The organism is Muricoccus vinaceus (assembly GCF_042433125.1).
In the GTDB taxonomy this organism is placed as follows: Bacteria; Pseudomonadota; Alphaproteobacteria; order Acetobacterales; family Acetobacteraceae; genus Roseomonas; species Roseomonas vinacea.
Genome location: NZ_JBHLVZ010000002.1, coordinates 731635 through 748109, shown reverse-complemented (window position 1 = coordinate 748109; position 16475 = coordinate 731635). Strand labels below are relative to the sequence as shown.

Sequence of the window (16475 nt, the reverse complement as noted above, 5' to 3'; positions counted from 1 at the left end):
ACCAGAGCCCCCCGGGAGCACCGCCTCATGACCCTTCCGCGCCGCAGCGCCCTCGTCCTCCCCGCCGTTCTCGGCCTTTCCGCGGCGGCCGGGGCGCAAACCCCGGCGCCGGCCCCGGCGCCCGCCCCGGCCGGCCCCTGGCCCAACCGTCCCGTCCGCATCATCGTTCCCGCGCCCGGCGGCGGCGGCACGGCGGACACGCTGGCCCGCATCTTCGCGCAGGAAATGGAGAAGCGCGTCAGCCAGCGCGTGCTGATCGACAACCGCGGCGGCGCCAACGGCAACATCGGCGCGCTCGCCGGGGCCCGGGCGGCCCCCGACGGCTACACCATCCTCTGGTCCTGGGCCGGGACGATGGCCACCAACCCCGCCCTCTACAAGGACCTGGCCTTCGACCCCGAGCGCGACTTCGAGCCCGTGGTCCTCATCGGCAACGTGCCGAACGTCCTGGTGGTGAACAAGGAACTCGGCCCGCGCACGCTGGAGGAGTTCGGCGCCTATGCCCGCGCCCACCCCAACGGCATCAACTTCGGCTCCACCGGCAACGGCTCCTCGATGCACCTGGCGGGGGAGCTCTATAAATCCCTCACCGGCGCGCAGATGACGCACGTGCCCTACACCGCGCCGGCGGCGGCGGTGACGGACCTGCTCTCGGGACGCATCCAGGCGATGTTCAACCTGATCACGGGCGTGGCGCCCCAGGTGCGCGCGGGGGCGGTGACGCCGATCGCCGTGCTCTCGCCCGAGCGCGCGCCGCAACTGCCGGAGGTGCCGACCACGGCGGAGCTCGGCATGCCCGGCCTGGTCTTCGGCACCTGGTTCGGGCTTTTCCTGCCCAGGGGCTCGGACCCCGCCTTCGTGCAGCGGCTCAACGCCCTGTCCAATGAGGTGCTGGCCGACCCCGAGGCGCGGGCGCGCTTCGAGCAGGCGGGCATGGCGACGCTGGGCGGCCCGCCGGAGCGGCTGGCGAGCTTTCTCCATTCGGAGATCGAGAGCCACGCGGCGCTGGTGCGGGCCTCGGGCGCGCGGAACGATTAGAAGGCGGCCTGCTTCTCCGTCTCGCCGAGCGACTGCATCAGGCGGTTGGCGTTGGCGAACATCGCGACGGAGTGGATGAGGTCCAGCACCTCCAGGTCGTCCATCCCCACCGCGCGCAGCGGCGCCAGGTCGGCCGCCGTTACGGCACCCGGCGTCAGCGTCAGCTTCTCGCTGAAATCCGCGATCGCACGGCGGCGCGGATCGGTTTCCACCGCGTGGCCCTCGTCCAGCACGCGCTGCATGGCCTCGCGCTGCTTGGACAGCTCCGCGAAGCGCCGCGCGTGGACGGAGGTGCAGTAGACGCAGCCATTCGCCATGGAGACCACGGCGGTGGAGAACTCCCGGTCCGCCCGCGGCAACCCGCGCGGGGCGTACATCACGCTGTTGAACAGCGCGCCGCGCTCGCCGAGCGAGGCCGGGTCCTGCGCCAGGGTGAGGAAATAGGTGGAGCGCCGCTGCGCCGGCGGGCAGGCCTCCAGCGCCGCGAGCTGCGCGGGGGTGGCGGTCCCGGCCTCGACGGGCGGGATGCGCGGCGTCCAGCCCACCTCCTCCATGGTGAAGCGGCTCATGCGGCGGACTCCCCCTGCATGGCACGCAGCCCGGCGATCAGCCGGACCTGGTAGGGCACGAAGGAGACGAGCTGCGTCACCGCCACGATGTCCCGCGGCGTCAGCCCCATGGCGCCCAGCGCATCGATCGTGTCCTGCCCCACCGAGGCGGGCTTCGCCGCCACCATGTCGGCATAGCGCAGCAGGGCGGGCAGGCGCCCTTCCATGATGCCGTCCGAGAGGTCCTCGGCCAGCATGATCGCCTCATCCGCGCCAGCGGCCTCCAGCAGCGCGCGGAAGCGGGCCGCGAGCGCGCGGTCGTCCTCGCGCAGCGCCACGCGAAGCGCCAGCGCCGCGCGCTCCGCGTGGGAGACGTTGCCGGGGTCCTCGGGCATCAGCAGCTCCCGATAGGCGCCCTGCGCGTGCGCCCGCGCCTCCGGCCTGCGCCGTCGCAGTTCCGCGAGCGGCGATCCGGGCGCGATGCCCAGAAGGTCCTCCACGAGATCGTCAGGCGTCATGCGGCGGCTTCCCTTTCCGGCCATTCGTCGCCCAGCAACTCGGGCGTGTCATAGGCCACCAGGCGTTTGAAATGGGTTTCCCGGTCCTCGACGAACAGGGAAGCGCAGATGCCGCGTGACAGGCGCTGGGCTCCCGCCGAGATCGCGGGGATGTCGCCCGTCAGTTTTCCGTGGCTCAGCGTCGCCGGGTAGTTGAAGGCGTGGATGCGGGCGAGCGCCGGGCATTCCCCGGCCACCTTCTCCTGGAAGGAGAAATCGGGCGCGAGGTCGGGCGAGGTGGCCAGTTCCTCGCTTTCCTGCCCCGGCGGCTGCGGGAAGCGGTCGCGCCAGAGGCGGATATGCGGCGCGATCAGCGCCAGTTCCGGCCGCTCCTCGAGCGCCACGCGAAAGCCCGTGGCGAAGATGATGAAGTCGAGCGCGAAAGGCCCCTGGGGCGTTTCCGCCACGATCCCCCCGTCTTCCTCGCGCAGGCCCTCCACGGGGCAGGCAAGGTGCAGGCGGGCATGCGGGTGGCGGGAAACGCGCATGGTGCTGTCGCGCGGCGGCGGCGTCTGCGCGGCGCCGGCATAGTGCAGGAAGCGCCACTTCCACGCGTCCGGCAGCGAGGCGAAGCCGTGCACCACGCCCTGGCTGCCGATGCCCGTGAACTTGTTCACCCGGGGCAGGGCGGGGCGCCGCACGAACAGGTCCAGCGAGCGCGCCCCGGCCTCCAGCGCCGTGGCGGCGTTGTCCATCGCGGAAGCCCCGGCGCCCACCACGCCCACGCGCTTGCCGCGAAGCGAGGCGAAGTCGATCTCCTCCCGCGAATGGGCCCAGAAGCGGCGGTCCACCCCCTGCGCCATCTCCGGCACGAAATGCGCGCCCAGCCCGTCCCGCCCGCTGGCCAGCACCAGGCGGCGGCAGAGCAGGTCCGGGCCGCCTTCCATCTCCAGCGCGATCAGCCCGTCCGTGCGCGGGCGGACCAGCGACACCGCCGCCCCGTTGCGCACCGGCAGGGCCATCGCGCGACGATACCAGTTCAGATAGTCCATCCATTGGCCGCGCGGGATCTTGCCCAGGGCGTCCCAGGCCGGGCGGCCGTGCTGCGCCTCGAAGAAGGCGCGGAAGGTGAGGGAGGGCAGGCCCAGCGCCGGTCCGGCCAGCCCTTTCGGCGAGCGCAGCGTCTCCATCCGCGCATAGGTCACCCAGGGCCCTTCCTGGCCGGGGGCGGCGCGGTCCAGCACCTGCACGCGCTCCACCCCATCCAGCCGCAGCGCGGCGGCGGCGGCGAGCCCGGCCATGCCGGCGCCGATGATGGCGACATCGGAAACGGCGGCACCATCATCGGCGCGGCGCTCGGGCACCCAGGGTTTCGCGGGAAGCTCCAGGAAATCCAGGTCCTGCCGGAGCCGCGCCTCCAGCGCCGGGAGACCGGTCCCGCTCATGGAAGCGCCTCCATCCGCCGCTGCACCATGGTTTTCCAGGGCGCGTCCTCGGGGGCGGAGGCCAGCAGCGCCGTCCAGGCCGCCCGCGCCTGCTCCGGCCGCCCGGCCTGCGCCTCCGCCAGGCCGGACAGGAAACGCAGCCCGACATGCCCGGGGGCCAGGGGCAGGGCATCGGCCAGGAAGGCGATGGCCTGGTCGAATTGCCGGGATTCGATCAGCACCTGGGCGAGCTGGGCGGCGATCTCCGGGTCGAAGCCGCCGCGCAGGATCTCGACATAGGCGGCGGCGGCCTCGGCGGGCTTGCCGCGGTTGCGCTGGGCATCGGCCATCAGCAGCCAGCCCTGCCGCGCCGCGGGGCTGCCCGGCGGCATCGCCGTGAGGCGGGCGCGAAGCTGCGCCAGGAGGCGCTCGTCCCGCGCCGCCGCGTCGCTGCGCTCGGCAAAGGTGGCGGAGGGCATGCCGGGCACGCCGTTCAGCACATAGAGCCCGAAGGCCAGCGCGGGCACGAAGACCAGCCCGGCGACCAGCGGCGCCCGCCCGCCCGACCTCGCGGGCCGGGGCTCGGGCACGGCCAGCATCCGCCGCTGCACCTCGAGCAGGGCCGCCGCGTGGGCGGCCTCGTCCAGCCGGCCCATGGACCGGTCGCGCTCAAGCTCGGCGATCTGGGCGCGGTACAGCGCGCGGTCGGCGGCGCCCCGGTCCTGCACGGGGGCCGGGCGCCACAGGGTCCAGGCGAGCGGCAGCAGGGCGGCCAGCGCGAGCGCCGCCGCGAGAAGCCAGGTCAAGGCTCGTTCTCCAGCGCGGCCAGCCGGGCGCGCTCCACCTCCGAGAGCGGCGCGGGACCGGTGCGGCCCGCCACGCGGCGGCGCATCAGGAACAGCGCGAAGGCGGCGCCGGCCAGCACCAGGGCCGGAAGCGCCCAGAGCGGCGCCGTGACCCAGTTGAAGGGCGGCCGGAGCAGGACGAAATCGCCGTAGCGGGCGTGGATATACTCCATCACCGCCCCGTCCGGCTTGCCCGAGGCCACCTGCTCGCGCACCAGGCGCCGCAGGTCGCGGGCGAGGTCGGCCTCGCTGTCCTCGATGGACTGGTTCTGGCAGACCATGCAGCGCAGCTCGCGCCCGATCTCCTGCGCGCGCGCCTCCTGCGCGGGGTCGGGCAGCATTTCCGCCGGACGGCCGACGGCCCAGGCAGGCGCGCACAACAGCAGCATCACGAAGACGAAGGATTTCACGCGTATTTCCGCAGCAGCGGCTCCAGCTCGGCCGACAGCGTGTCGGGGGTGACGGGGCCGGCCCAGCGCCAGCGCACGATGCCGCGGCCGTCCAGCAGATAGGTTTCGGGCACGCCGTAAAGGCCGAACTCGATTCCCGCCCGCCCCTCGCTGTCGGCCACCAGCGCCCCGAAGGGGTTGCCGTGCTGCGCCAGGAAGCGCGCGGCATCGGCGGGCTTGTCCTTGTAGTTCACGCCCAGCAGCCGCACGCCCCGGCGCTGGAGGGCCATGAGCTGCGGGTGCTCCACCACGCAGGGCACGCACCAGGAGGCCCAGAAGTTCAGCAGCACCGGCCCGCCCGAGGCCAGCGCGTCGGGTGCGAAGCCCGGCACGGCGAGGCCCTGGACCGCCGGCAGCGCGAGCCGCGGCGCGGGCTTGCCGATCAGGGCGGAGGGCACGCCGCGCGGATCGTAGGAGCCGTCCTGCATGCCGCGCAGCATGGCCCAGAAGCCCAGGCCGCCGCCCACGGCGACCCCCAGCGGCGCCCAAAGCAGCGCGCGCCGCGCCAGGGGCGGGCGGGGCGCCGCCGGCCCTGGCGCGCCGGTTCCGTTCGCCCCGGTTCCGTTCGCCCCGGTTCCGTTCGCCTCAGTTCCGTTCGCCTCGGTCCCGCTCACGCCTGGGCCGCCCCCGCGGCCGCGCGCCGGGACGGCGCCCCCACCCGCGCCCGGCGGTCCGAGAGTGAGAGCGCGCCGCCCAGCGCCATGATCGCGCCGCCGAGCCAGATCCAGGGGGCCAGCGGGTTGTAGTGCAGGCGCAGCGTCGCCGTGCCGTTCTCCTCCTCGCCCATCACGGCGTAGAGGTCGGAGGCGACCGTGGTGTGGATCGCGGCCTCGGTGGTGCTCTGGCGGGCAAGCGGGAAGTTGCGCTTCTCCGGCAGCAGCACCGCGACCGGCGCGCCGCCCCGCGTCACGGCCACAGTGGCCTGCCGCCCGGCCCAGTTCGGCCCCACCACGTCCCGCACGCCCTCGAGCTTCCACTCGTAGCCGCCGAGGGACACGCTTTCCCCCGGCCGCACCGCCGCCAGCCGCTCGCTCGCCAGCCCCATGCCGGCCATGCCCAGCAGCGTGATGCCGAAGCCCGCATGGGCCACGGCCCCGCCCCAGGCGGCGCGCGAGAGGCCACGCGCCCGGGCGAAGGCGGCGCGCGGGCGGGAGAACAGCGCGATGCGCTCGGCCACGTCCGTCAGCGCGCCGAAGATCAGCCAGGCCGCCGCGCCGAAGCCGAGCGCGGGCAGGATCGGCTCCCCCCGGATCAGCCAGACGGTGACGATGGCGCCGAGCGCGATCAGCCCCGCCCACCACAGGCGCTGCAGCACCGGCCAGGGGCGGGCGCGCTTCCAGGCCATCAGCGGCCCGGCGGCCATGGCGAGGATCAGCGGCAGCGCCAGCGGAAACACCGTCGCCTGGTAGAAGGGCGGGCCGACCGAGATCTTGGCCTTGAGCATCAGGTCCGCGAACATCGGGTAGAGCGTGCCCGCCAGCACCACCGCCGCGATCGTGCAGAGCAGCAGGTTGTTCAGCACCAGCGCCCCCTCGCGCGAGATGGGCGCGAAAAGGCCGGTGGGCGAGAGGGAAGGGGCCCGCCAGGCGAAAAGGGTGAGGGCGCCGCCCACCGTCAGGCCCAGCAGCACCAGGATGAAGACCCCGCGCTCCGGGTCGTTGGCGAAGGCGTGCACGGAATTCAGCACGCCCGAGCGCACCAGGAAGGTGCCCAGCAGCGACATGGAAAAGGCCAGGATCGCCAGCAGCACCGACCAAGTCTTCAGCGCCTCGCGCTTCTCCACCACGATCGCCGAATGCAGCAGCGCGCAGCCCGCGAGCCAGGGCAGGAGGGAGGCGTTCTCCACGGGGTCCCAGAACCAGTAGCCGCCCCAGCCCAGCTCGTAATAGGCCCACCAGGAGCCGAGCGCGATGCCGAGCGTGAGGAACGACCAGGAGGCCAGCGCCCAGGGCCGCACCCAGCGCCCCCAGGCGGCGTCCACGCGCCCCTCGATCAGGGCGGCGATGGCGAAGGCGAAGGTCACGGCGGTGCCGACATAGCCGAGGTAGAGAAGCGGCGGGTGGAAGGCGAGGCCGGGGTCCTGCAGCACAGGGTTCAGCCCCTGCCCGTCCACCGCCGGCGGCCATATGCGCGTGAAGGGGTTGGAGGTGGCCAGGATGAAGGCCAGGAAGCCCGTGCCGATCATGCCGAGCACCGCCAGCACCCGCGCCCGGAGCGCGCCGGGCAGCCCGCGCCCGAAGCCCGCCACCGCCGCCCCGCAGAGCGCGAGGATCAGCACCCAGAGCACCATGGAACCCTCGTGGTTCCCCCAGGCGCCCGCCAGCTTGTAGAGCATCGGCTTGGCCGAGTGGCTGTTCTGCACGACGTTGGACACCGTCGTGTCGTTCTCGGCGAAGGACCAGAGCAGGGCCGCGAAGGCGGCGCCGACCGACAGCAGCACGCCCGCCGCCAGCCCGGGCCCGGCCGCCATCAGCCGGGCCTCGCCGCGCTGCGCGCCCCAGAGGGGCAGCACCGCCTGCGCGAGGGACAGCGCCAGCGCGAGCGCGAGGGCGAAGTGGCCGAGTTCCGGGATCATCCGCCGCTCCTGGGGGCCGGGGCGGGCTCCATCGTGTTCCATTCCCGCGCGGGCGGCGCGGCGCCCTGCTCGGGGTTCCAGTGGCCGCTGCGCTTGAGGGCGTCCATCACCTCGGGCGGCATGTAGGTCTCGTCGTGCCGCGCCAGCACCTCGGAGGCGACGAAGCCGCCATCCGGGCGCATCCGGCCCAGCGTCACCACGCCCTGGCCCTCGCGGAACAGGTCGGGCAGCACGCCGCGATAGGTGACGGACACGGCATGGGCGCCGTCCGTCACGCGGAAGCGCGCCTCGGGGCCGTCCCGCACCACGCTGCCCGCCTCCACCAGCCCGCCCAGGCGGAAGGCGCGCCCGTCGGTGGGCGACAGGGCCACGATGTCGGAGGGGGAGCGGAAGAAGACGAGGTTGTCGCGGAAGGCGGTCAGCGCCAGCGCGGCGGCGGCGCCCAGGCCGAGGGCGCAGAGCAGCAGCACCCAGATGCGCCGCCGCCGGCGGGAGGCGGCGAGGCCCAGGCCGCGGCGGGGCGGGTTGGTGGTCGTGGCGCTCATCGGGCGCGCTCCAGTTCGGCCAAGCGCCGGGCGGCGGCGCGGTGGCGGAGGGCGGCGCCCAGCGCCAGCCCCCCGAAGCCCGCCGCGGCCAGCCCCCAGGCGGCGGCGACGCTGATCCAGTGGCTCATGCCCGGGCGCTCATGCGGGCACCGCCACGGCCGGCGCGCGGTCGGCCTCGCGGGCGCGGGCCAGTTCGAGGGCCTCCACCCGGCGCTCCATCACGGCGGCGCGGACACGGGCCAGCACCAGCGTGCCGAACAGCAGGGAAAAGCCGACCGAGCAGGCCAGCAGCGGCGCCAGCATGGAGACGTGCATCCCTGGCGCCGCGAGCCGCGCGACGCTGGCGGGCTGGTGCAGCGTGTTCCACCAGTCCACCGAGAACTTCACGATCGGCAGGTTCACGACGCCGACCAGCGCCAGGATGGCGCCGGCGCGGGCGCCACGCTCTTCGTCCTCGAAGGCGCGGGTCAGGGCGGCGTGGCCGACCCAGAGGAAGAACAGCACGAGCACGGAGGTCATCCGCGCGTCCCAGGCCCACCACGTCCCCCACATCGGCCGGCCCCAGAGGCTCCCGGTGGCGAGGCACAGGGCGGTGGCGACGGCGCCCACCGGAGAAAGCTCCCGCGCCGCGAGGTCCGCCAGCGGGTGCTTCCAGACCAGCGCCAGCACCGAGCACAGCGCCAGGCCCGAGTAGCCGGCCATGGCCAGCCAGGCCATCGGCACGTGGACGTACATGATCCGCACCGTCTCGCCCTGCTGCCAGTCGGCGGGGGAGAGCAGCAGCGCCCAGGCCACCGCCGGCAGCAGCACGGCCAGCGACACCCCCCAGAGCCAGGGCATGAGCCGCGCCGTCGCCCGCAGGAAGCGGCCGGGATTGGCAAACCGGTGCAGGAGCGGCGCGGGGGTGGTCAGGGGAAGGCATCCCGGCGGTCAGACCAGGCCCGGTATTGGGCCTGGGCTCCCACGAACTTAGCGCGTCGCGGCCCGCGCTGGAATTGCCGGGAAACCCCGGCAGCCATGACGCGCAGATGGGGGCGGCCCGCAAAAGCCCCAAGACCCCGGCGGGCGGGTCAGGCCGGGGTGAAGACCGGCAGGGGCTGGCCGTCCTCCGCCGGGCGGAACAGCACCCGCACGGCTTGCCCGATCCGCAGCGCGTCCAGGTCGCAGTCCACGATGTTGGTGAAGATCCGGGGGCCTTCCTCCAGCTCCACATAGGCCACGGCATAGGCGGGGCGGGTGCGCATCACCGTCACGCTGTAGATCGTGCCCCGCCCGCTGGCCGCCTCCATCGCCACGTTGGAGGAAAGGGTGAAGGGCGAGATGGCGCGCGGGTAGAAGAAGGCCCGGCCAGTGTCCAGGCAGCGCCCGATCAGCAGCCGCCCCTCCCGCGCCGCCTGGAGAAAGGGCGCGCTGTCCGGGTCGGGCGCGGGGGCCATCATGGGGCGGTCCTCGGCGGGGGTGGGCATGGTCACGCGCGCTCCAGGATCAGGGTGGCGCTGCCGTGGCGGGTGCCGAGCAGCCCGCCGGTGCCATGGGCCAGGGCCAGGTGGCAGCCGGGCACCTGCACGGCCGGGTGGGCCTCGCCGCGAAGCTGGCGCACGGCCTCGATCACCTTGGTCATGCCGCCGCGGTTGGCCGGGTGGTTGTTGCAGAGCCCGCCGCCATCCGTGTTGAAGGGCAGCCGCCCCACGCCCGAGATCAGGTTCCCGTCCGCCACGAAGGCGCCGCCGCGCCCCTTCTCGCAGAAGCCGAGGTCCTCGAGCTGCACCACCACCGTGATGGTGAAGCTGTCGTAGATGGAGGCGTACCGGATATCGGCCGGGCTCACCCCGGCCTCGGCGAAGGCCGCCGCGCCGGACCGGCGGCCGGCGGAATAGGTGAGGTCGATACCCCCGGCCTCCTGGTGCTTGACCGCCTCGCCCGCGCCGCGCAGGGTGATGACCGGGCGGTTGAGGCGCCGCGCGATCTCCGGCCGGGCCACCACCAGCGCGCCCCCTCCGTCGCTGATCACGCAGCAGTCCAGCCGGTGCAGCGGGTCCGACACCATGGGGGAGGAGACCACGTCCTCCACCGTGACCACCTGCGGCAGCATGGCCTGCGGGTTGTGCTGCGCGTGGTGGCTGGCCGCCACCTTCACCCAGGCCAGCTGCTCGGAGGTCGTGCCGAACTCGTGCATGTGCCGCGCGGCCACGAGCGCATAGGCGGCGGCCACCGTGCGCCCATAGGGAAGCTCGTAGGCGTCGTTGGGGATGTCCGGCCCCCAGGAGCGCGGGCGCGTTCCCGTGGCCGTCCCGGAGGAGCGCGGGCGCCCGGCCAGGGTGACCAGCGCCACGTCGCACTTCCCGGCGGCGATCGCCTGGGCCGCGTGGGACACGTGCAGGAGGTAGGAGGAGCCGCCGGTGTCCGTGGCATCGACGTGCCGCAGCCGCGTCAGGTTCATGTACTCGGCCATGTCGATCGGCCCGAGCCCCGGCGCGTCGCCCGCGCAGAAATAGCCGTCCACGTCGTCCTTGGTGAGGCCGGCATCGGCCAGGGCGCCGGCCGCGACCTCCGCGTGCAGGCGGGCCACGGAATGGCCGGGCGCCTTGCGCAACGGGTGCTCATAGGCGCCGACGATGCAGGCCTTTCCGCGCAGGCTCATCCGCGAATCCTTCCTCCGGTCGGCGGGCAGCCTGGGCCCGCCGCGCGCGGCCGGGAAGCCCCGCCGCTTGACGCGGCCGCCGCCGGGCTCTTTCCTCGCGCCCGGCAAGGGAAGTGTTTTCACGCCGAAAACAACAACTTGTCAGGGAGAAGGAGCCGGTCCATGGCCCAGCAAGAACCGGTGACCAGCACCGTGGAGGATGGCATCGCGGTGATCCGCATCGCCAATCCGCCGGTCAACGCCCTCAGCGCCGCCGTGCGCGGCGGGCTGGCGCGCGAGGCCGGCGCCGCCGCCGCGAACCCCGCGGTGCGCGCCGTGGTGGTCACCGCCGAGGGCCGGACCTTTATCGCCGGCGCCGACATCACCGAATTCGGCAAGCCGCCCGTCCCGCCCACCCTGCCCGAGGCCATCGCGGCGCTGGAGGACCTGTCCAAGCCGGTGGTCGCCGCCATCAACGGCGCGGCCCTGGGCGGCGGGCTGGAGGTGGCGCTGGGCTGCCACGCCCGCGTCGCGGCGCCTTCCGCCAGGCTCGGCCTGCCCGAGGTGAAGCTGGGCATCCTGCCGGGCGCGGGCGGCACGCAGCGCCTGCCGCGCCTGATCGGCGCCGTGCCCGCGCTGAAGCTCATGACGGCGGGCGACCCCGTCTCCGCCGCCGAGGCGAAAACGCTGGGCATCCTGGACGAGGTGGCCGAGGACGTGGTGGCCGCCGCCAGGGCGCTCGCGCTGCGCCTGGCCGATGGCGCCCGCCCCACCCCCGCCAGCGCCGCCGCCAACACCGGCGACCGCGAGGCCTTCGAGGCCGCCGCCGCGGCCATGGCCAAGAAGGGCGCCGAGAACCCGAGCATCGCCGCCTGCATCGACGCCGTCCGCGCCGCCTTCGACAAGCCCTTCGAGGAGGGCATGGCGATCGAGCGCGCGCATTTCCTTCGCCTGCGCGACGATCCCCGCTCCAAGGCGCTGCGCCATGCCTTTTTCGCCGAGCGCGCGGCCGCCCGCATCCCCGGCCTGCCCAAGGGCACGCAGCCCCGGCCCGTGGCGCGCGCCGCGGTGATCGGCGGCGGCACCATGGGCGGCGGCATCGCCATGAGCTTCGCCAATGCCGGCATCCCCGTGACGCTGATCGAGACCAGCGAGGAGAACCTCCAGCGCGGGCTGGAGCGGGTGGCCGGGAACTACGCCACCTCCGTCAAGCGCGGCAGCCTGACGGAGGAGGCGCGCGCCAAGCGCATGGGGCTGATCGAGGGCCGCGTGGGCCTGGAGGCCGCCGCCGGGGCGGACGTGGTGGTGGAGGCCGTGTTCGAGGAGATGGGGCTGAAGAAGGAGATCTTCGGCAAGCTGCAGGAGATCGCGAAGCCCGGCGCGGTTCTCGCCACCAACACTTCCTATCTCGACGTGGACGAGATCGCGGCGAGCACCAGCCGCCCGGGCGACGTGCTGGGCATGCACTTCTTCTCCCCGGCCAACGTCATGAAGCTGCTGGAGGTGGTGCGGGGCGCGAAGACCGCCCCCGATGCCCTGGCCACCGCCGTGGAGGTCGGCCGCAAGCTGGCCAAGGTGCCGGTGGTGTCGGGCGTCTGCCACGGCTTCATCGGCAACCGCATGCTGGCCCGCCGCACCAGCCAGGCCGAGCGCCTGCTGATCGAGGGGGCGTTGCCGGAGGAGGTGGACGCCGCCCTGAACGCCTTCGGCTTCCGCATGGGCCCCTTCGCCATGGGCGACCTCGCCGGCCTCGACATCGGCTGGCGCATCCGCCAGGCCACCGGCAAGAAGGCGCCCGTGGCGGATGCGCTGGTGGAGGCCGGGCGCCTCGGCCAGAAGACCAAGCGCGGCTACTACGACTATTCCGGCGATGGGCGCACCGGCACCCCGGACCCCGAGGTGCGCGCCCTGATCGAGCGCGTCTCGGCCGAGCAGGGCGTCACCCGCCGCTCCATTCCCCAGCAGGAGATCCTGGAGCGGCTGCTCTACCCCATGATCAACGAGGGTGCCCGCATCCTGGAGGAAGGCATCGCCGCGCGCGCCGGGGACATCGATACCGTCTGGCTGAACGGCTACGGCTGGCCCGCCGGCACGGGCGGCCCGATGTTCTACGCCGACGGCGTGGGCCTGCCGGGGATCGTCGCCCGCCTGCGCGACTTCGCCGGATCCTCCGGCGACGACACCCTGGCCCCCGCCGCCCTTCTGGTGCGCCTGGCGGAGGAGGGCGGCAGCTTCGCCGCGCTGGACGAAAAGGCCGCCGCGTGAGCTTCGACCCCGCCTCGGAAGGCTGGTCGACGCGCCCGCCCATGGGCTTCTCCGGCTTCACCGGCCCCATGTGGTCGCGGCCGGAGGGGGATGGCTGGGCCTATGGCGTGCTGGCCGACGAGCGCCACGCCAACGGCCACGGCATCGTCCATGGCGGGATGCTCGTCACGCTGCTGGACAACACGCTGGGGCTGACGGTGTGGAACGCGACGGGGCAGCGGCCTTCCGTGACCATGCAGCTCAACACCCACTTCCTCGCCGCGGCCCATCCCGGGGAGTTCCTCGAGGCGCGCGGCGAGATCCTGCGGATCGCGAAGTCGGTGGTCTTCGTGCGCGGCACCCTCAGCGTCGGCGACCGCGCGGTTGCGGCCGCCGACGGCATCTGGAAGGTGCTGGCGCCCCGGCCGCGAACCGGCTGAGCGGCCGCCCGGGCTAGCGGCGCGGCGTGCCGCTGTGCTCGGGGTCCTCGGCGATTTCCCGGTCCGCCTCCGCCGATGCCTCGCGCGAGACGATGCCGGGCGTGTGCATGTCGGGGTCGCCGCCCTCGGCGGCCTCCACATGGCTCTTGATGCTGCGCAGCGCGTTGCCGGCGTTGGTGGCGTCGTCGTTGGGGCTCTCCTCCTCCACCGGCGGCTCGTCCACATGGCCACCCTCGGCAAAGGTCAGCGACAGGTCGGCCACGCCGGCATCGCGCGTGGCCGGGTCGGTCACCGCCATCTCGCCGGCGGGGGCGGAGGTCCAGCGCACGGTCCGGGCCTTGCTGTCGGCGCTGATGCCGGGATCGGGCACCTGGTCGGCATCGTGGCGCAGGTGGGCGAACCAGAAGCGGGCGTTCCGCGGCTCCGACAGCCAGGCGAAGAGCCGCTCGGGGCTGGCGTGGATGGTGATCTTGGCGTGCATGGGCTTCTCCCGCTGGCATCGGGCCGCTCGAGAATGGCGAACGCCGCGGCGGTCGCCATTCCCGAAGGGTCCTTCTGGGCCTATCGCCCGGCGGGGCGGCCGGGTTTCCGGTGCCACTGCGCGGCACTCGTGCGCGCCGGGTGGAACATGCGTCTTGATCGCCGGCCGGAAGCTGGCCATTGCTGCCGCTGCGGCCTGCCCTTGCGCCGCGCAGACGAGGTCCCCTTGAACCAGCCCGTGACCGGTGCCGCCGACCTGCCCGCGATGCCGTTACCGGGGGAAAGCGCGCACGGCCCCGCGGCCCCGGCACCGGATCCCCAGCGTGATGCGGACCTGGAGGCCAACCGGCGCCTGCGCGAGGCCCTCGCCGCCTCCGGCGTGCTGGCGGCCTGGGACTGGGACCTGGCGGAGCGCCGCATCACGGGGGACGAGCGCTTCGCCGCCCTGTACGGCCTGGGCGCGGAGGAGGCGGCCCGGGGCGTGCCTCCCGGCGTGTTCTTTTCGGTCATCCACCCCGAGGACCGGCCGCGCATCCGGCTGGCGGTCGGCGCCATCCTGCGGGGGGCCGATCTTTTCTCGAAGGAGTTCCGCATCCTCCTGCCGGGCGGCGCGACCCGCTGGGTGCATGCCCGCGGCCGCTGCTACGCCGACGAAAGCGACCGGCCGGCCCGCTTCACCGGCACCATGGTGGACATCACCGAGCAGAAGCGGGCGCAGCAGCGCCTGCGGATCGCGCAGACCGCGGGCGGCGTCGGCACCTTCGAGTATGTCTCGGGCTATGGCACCGCCTCGGTGTCGGAGCAGTTCTGCCAGCTTCTCGGCCTGCGGCCGGCCGCCGACCTGCCCCTGCGAACGGTCAACGCCCTGGTGCATCCGGGGGACCCGCGCGTGATCGAGGAGGGCGGCCGCCCGGTGCCCGGCATCACGGCCGAGGCCGAGTTCCGCATCAGCCGCCCCGACACCGGCGAAACCCGCTGGCTCGCCCGGCGCGGCGAGTACCTGCTGGATTCCGACACATCGGAGCTGCGCTTCTGCGGCGTGATCTACGACATCACCGCCACCAAGCGCACGGAGGCCCGGCTGCGCACCCTGAACGAGGGGCTCGAGGCGGAAATGGCTGCGCGCACGGCGGACCGCAACCGCTTCTGGCGCCTCTCGGCCGACATCATGCTCGTCCTCCGCCCGGACGGGGTGATCCTGGCCGTGAACCCGGCCTGGACGGCACTGCTGGGCTGGACGGAGGCGGATCTGGTGGGCCGGAAGGTCTTCGACCTGATCCACCCCGACGACCATGCCGCCGCCGGGGCGCGGATTGAGGCCCTGGGGCGGGGCGAACCGCTGCAGCGCGCCGACGACCGCTGCCGCCACAAGGACGGGAGCTGGCGCTGGATCCAGTGGTCCGCGGCGCTTGGCGACGGGGTGATCAGCGCGGTGGGCCGCGACGTGACCGCCGAGCGCGAGCAGGCCACGGCGCTGCGCCGCACCGAGGACGCGCTGCGCCAGAGCCAGAAGATGGAAGCGGTGGGCCAGCTCACGGGCGGCCTCGCGCACGACTTCAACAACCTGCTCACCGGCATCGTCGGAAGCCTGCAGATGCTGCGCACCCGGGTCGCCCAGGGGCGCCTGGCCGACGTGGAGCGCTACGTCACGGCGGCGGAGGGGGCGGCGAGCCGCGCCGCCGCGCTGACCCACCGCCTGCTGGCCTTCTCGCGCCAGCAGACGCTGGACCCGCGCCCCACCCAGGCCAACCGCCGCATCCAGGACATGGAGGACCTGATCCGCCGCACGATGGGCCCGTCGATCGAGGTGGAGGCGGTGCTCGCCGCCGGCCTCTGGGCCACGCTGTGCGATCCAAACCAGCTGGAGAACGCGCTGCTCAACCTCTGCATCAACGCGCGCGACGCCATGCCCGATGGCGGGCGCCTGACCATCGAGACCGCCAATTCCTGGGTGGACGAGCGCATCGCGCGCGAGCGCGACATGACGCCCGGCCAGTACGTCACGATCTGCGTCACCGACACCGGCACGGGCATGCCGCCCGAGGTGATCGCCCGCGCCTTCGACCCCTTCTTCACCACCAAGCCCATCGGCAAGGGCACGGGGCTCGGCCTGTCCATGATCTACGGCTTCGCGCGCCAGTCGGGCGGGCATGTGCGCATCTATTCGGAGGTGGGGGAGGGGACCACCATGCGCCTCTACCTGCCGCGCCACCGCGGCGCGGCCGAGGAGGAGGCCGCCCGCGCCCCGCGCCCGGAGCTGCCGCGCGCCGAGGCCGGGGAAACGGTTCTGGTGGTGGACGACGAGCCCACGGTGCGGATGCTGGTGACGGAGGTGCTGGAGGAGCTCGGCTACGCCGCGGTGGAGGCCGCGGACGGACCCTCCGCCCTGACGGTGCTGCGCTCCGGCGCCAGGCTCGACCTGCTGATCACCGATGTCGGCCTGCCCGGCGGCATGAACGGGCGTCAGGTGGCCGATGCGGCGCGGGCGCTGCGCCCGGACCTGCCGGTGCTTTTCGTCACCGGCTATGCGGAGAACGCGGCCATCGGCAACGGGCACCTGGAGCCCGGCATGCACGTGCTGACCAAGCCCTTCGCCATGGATGCCCTCGCCACCCGCATCAAGACGATCCTGGAGAGCTGACGCCGGGGCGGGCGCGTTCCCGCGCCGGCCCATGGAACGGCGCGCGAACCGCCGGCGTGACATCGAGGAAAGGTACTCCTGTGTCCCCTTGCGGCGGCCACGTCCGTGTTCCCAGGATCGTGTTCTGCT

17 protein-coding genes are annotated in these 16475 nt (G+C 73.7%); 4 read left to right on the top strand and 13 right to left on the bottom strand.

Going from position 1 to position 16475, the window contains the following annotated elements:
* Positions 1-27: 27 nt before the first annotated feature.
* Positions 28-1038 carry a Bug family tripartite tricarboxylate transporter substrate binding protein gene (locus tag ACFFIC_RS05325; protein ID WP_377049100.1) on the top strand — a complete coding sequence of 337 codons (1011 nt, stop codon included), beginning with the start codon at positions 28-30 and terminating at the stop codon, positions 1036-1038.
* On the opposite strand, the gene ACFFIC_RS05320 is transcribed toward ACFFIC_RS05325, so the two are convergent.
* The 12 genes from ACFFIC_RS05320 to ACFFIC_RS05265 form a co-directional block, all read right to left on the bottom strand.
* Positions 1035-1607 carry a peroxidase-related enzyme gene (locus ACFFIC_RS05320; protein ID WP_377049099.1) on the bottom strand — a complete coding sequence of 191 codons (573 nt, stop codon included), beginning with the start codon at positions 1605-1607 and terminating at the stop codon, positions 1035-1037. The genes ACFFIC_RS05325 and ACFFIC_RS05320 overlap by 4 nt on opposite strands.
* Positions 1604-2104 (bottom strand): CMD domain-containing protein, encoded by a 501-nt coding sequence (locus tag ACFFIC_RS05315; protein WP_377049098.1) that lies wholly within the window; start codon positions 2102-2104, stop codon positions 1604-1606. The genes ACFFIC_RS05320 and ACFFIC_RS05315 overlap by 4 nt, the downstream gene beginning before the upstream one ends.
* On the bottom strand, positions 2101-3528 hold the full coding sequence (locus ACFFIC_RS05310; RefSeq protein WP_377049097.1) for an FAD-dependent oxidoreductase: 1428 nt from the start codon (positions 3526-3528) through the stop codon (positions 2101-2103). The genes ACFFIC_RS05315 and ACFFIC_RS05310 overlap by 4 nt, the downstream gene beginning before the upstream one ends.
* Positions 3525-4313, bottom strand: coding sequence for a c-type cytochrome biogenesis protein CcmI (gene ccmI / locus ACFFIC_RS05305; RefSeq protein ID WP_377049096.1), 789 nt, complete (start codon positions 4311-4313; stop codon positions 3525-3527). Before ccmI ends, ACFFIC_RS05310 begins: the two co-directional genes overlap by 4 nt.
* Complete coding sequence (locus ACFFIC_RS05300) at positions 4310-4741, bottom strand: cytochrome c-type biogenesis protein (protein WP_377049281.1); 432 nt, start codon at positions 4739-4741, stop codon at positions 4310-4312. Before ACFFIC_RS05300 ends, ccmI begins: the two co-directional genes overlap by 4 nt.
* Before the next feature lie 17 nt (positions 4742-4758).
* Entirely contained in the window at positions 4759-5415 is a 657-nt protein-coding gene (locus ACFFIC_RS05295) for a DsbE family thiol:disulfide interchange protein (RefSeq protein WP_377049095.1), read from the bottom strand.
* Complete coding sequence (locus tag ACFFIC_RS05290; RefSeq protein ID WP_377049094.1) at positions 5412-7376, bottom strand: heme lyase CcmF/NrfE family subunit; 1965 nt, start codon at positions 7374-7376, stop codon at positions 5412-5414. Before ACFFIC_RS05290 ends, ACFFIC_RS05295 begins: the two co-directional genes overlap by 4 nt.
* On the bottom strand, positions 7373-7921 hold the full coding sequence (gene ccmE / locus ACFFIC_RS05285) for a cytochrome c maturation protein CcmE (RefSeq protein ID WP_377049093.1): 549 nt from the start codon (positions 7919-7921) through the stop codon (positions 7373-7375). The genes ACFFIC_RS05290 and ccmE overlap by 4 nt, the downstream gene beginning before the upstream one ends.
* On the bottom strand, positions 7918-8049 hold the full coding sequence (locus tag ACFFIC_RS05280; RefSeq protein WP_377049092.1) for a hypothetical protein: 132 nt from the start codon (positions 8047-8049) through the stop codon (positions 7918-7920). Before ACFFIC_RS05280 ends, ccmE begins: the two co-directional genes overlap by 4 nt.
* Before the next feature lie 10 nt (positions 8050-8059).
* Positions 8060-8833: a heme ABC transporter permease gene (locus tag ACFFIC_RS05275; protein WP_377049280.1), complete on the bottom strand. Its 774-nt coding sequence runs from the start codon at positions 8831-8833 to the stop codon at positions 8060-8062.
* Positions 8834-8991: 158 nt separating this feature from the next.
* Positions 8992-9387 (bottom strand): Zn-ribbon domain-containing OB-fold protein, encoded by a 396-nt coding sequence (locus tag ACFFIC_RS05270; RefSeq protein ID WP_377049279.1) that lies wholly within the window; start codon positions 9385-9387, stop codon positions 8992-8994.
* 2 nt (positions 9388-9389) lie between these two features.
* A complete protein-coding gene (locus tag ACFFIC_RS05265) occupies positions 9390-10562 on the bottom strand; it encodes a thiolase domain-containing protein (RefSeq protein WP_377049091.1) in 1173 nt (390 codons plus the stop codon).
* Between the two features lie 162 nt (positions 10563-10724).
* On the opposite strand from ACFFIC_RS05265, the gene ACFFIC_RS05260 reads away from it, so the two are divergent.
* Both ACFFIC_RS05260 and ACFFIC_RS05255 read left to right on the top strand, forming a co-directional pair.
* Positions 10725-12806, top strand: coding sequence for a 3-hydroxyacyl-CoA dehydrogenase NAD-binding domain-containing protein (locus ACFFIC_RS05260; RefSeq protein WP_377049090.1), 2082 nt, complete (start codon positions 10725-10727; stop codon positions 12804-12806).
* On the top strand, positions 12803-13225 hold the full coding sequence (locus tag ACFFIC_RS05255) for a PaaI family thioesterase (RefSeq protein ID WP_377049089.1): 423 nt from the start codon (positions 12803-12805) through the stop codon (positions 13223-13225). Before ACFFIC_RS05260 ends, ACFFIC_RS05255 begins: the two co-directional genes overlap by 4 nt.
* Positions 13226-13238: 13 nt before the next feature.
* Here the strand turns inward: ACFFIC_RS05255 and ACFFIC_RS05250 are convergent, their stop codons facing one another.
* Positions 13239-13706, bottom strand: coding sequence for a hypothetical protein (locus ACFFIC_RS05250; RefSeq protein ID WP_377049088.1), 468 nt, complete (start codon positions 13704-13706; stop codon positions 13239-13241).
* Between the two features lie 225 nt (positions 13707-13931).
* Between ACFFIC_RS05250 and ACFFIC_RS05245 the strand changes: the two genes are divergently transcribed.
* A complete protein-coding gene (locus ACFFIC_RS05245; protein WP_377049087.1) occupies positions 13932-16346 on the top strand; it encodes a PAS domain-containing protein in 2415 nt (804 codons plus the stop codon).
* Positions 16347-16475 lie beyond the last annotated feature (129 nt).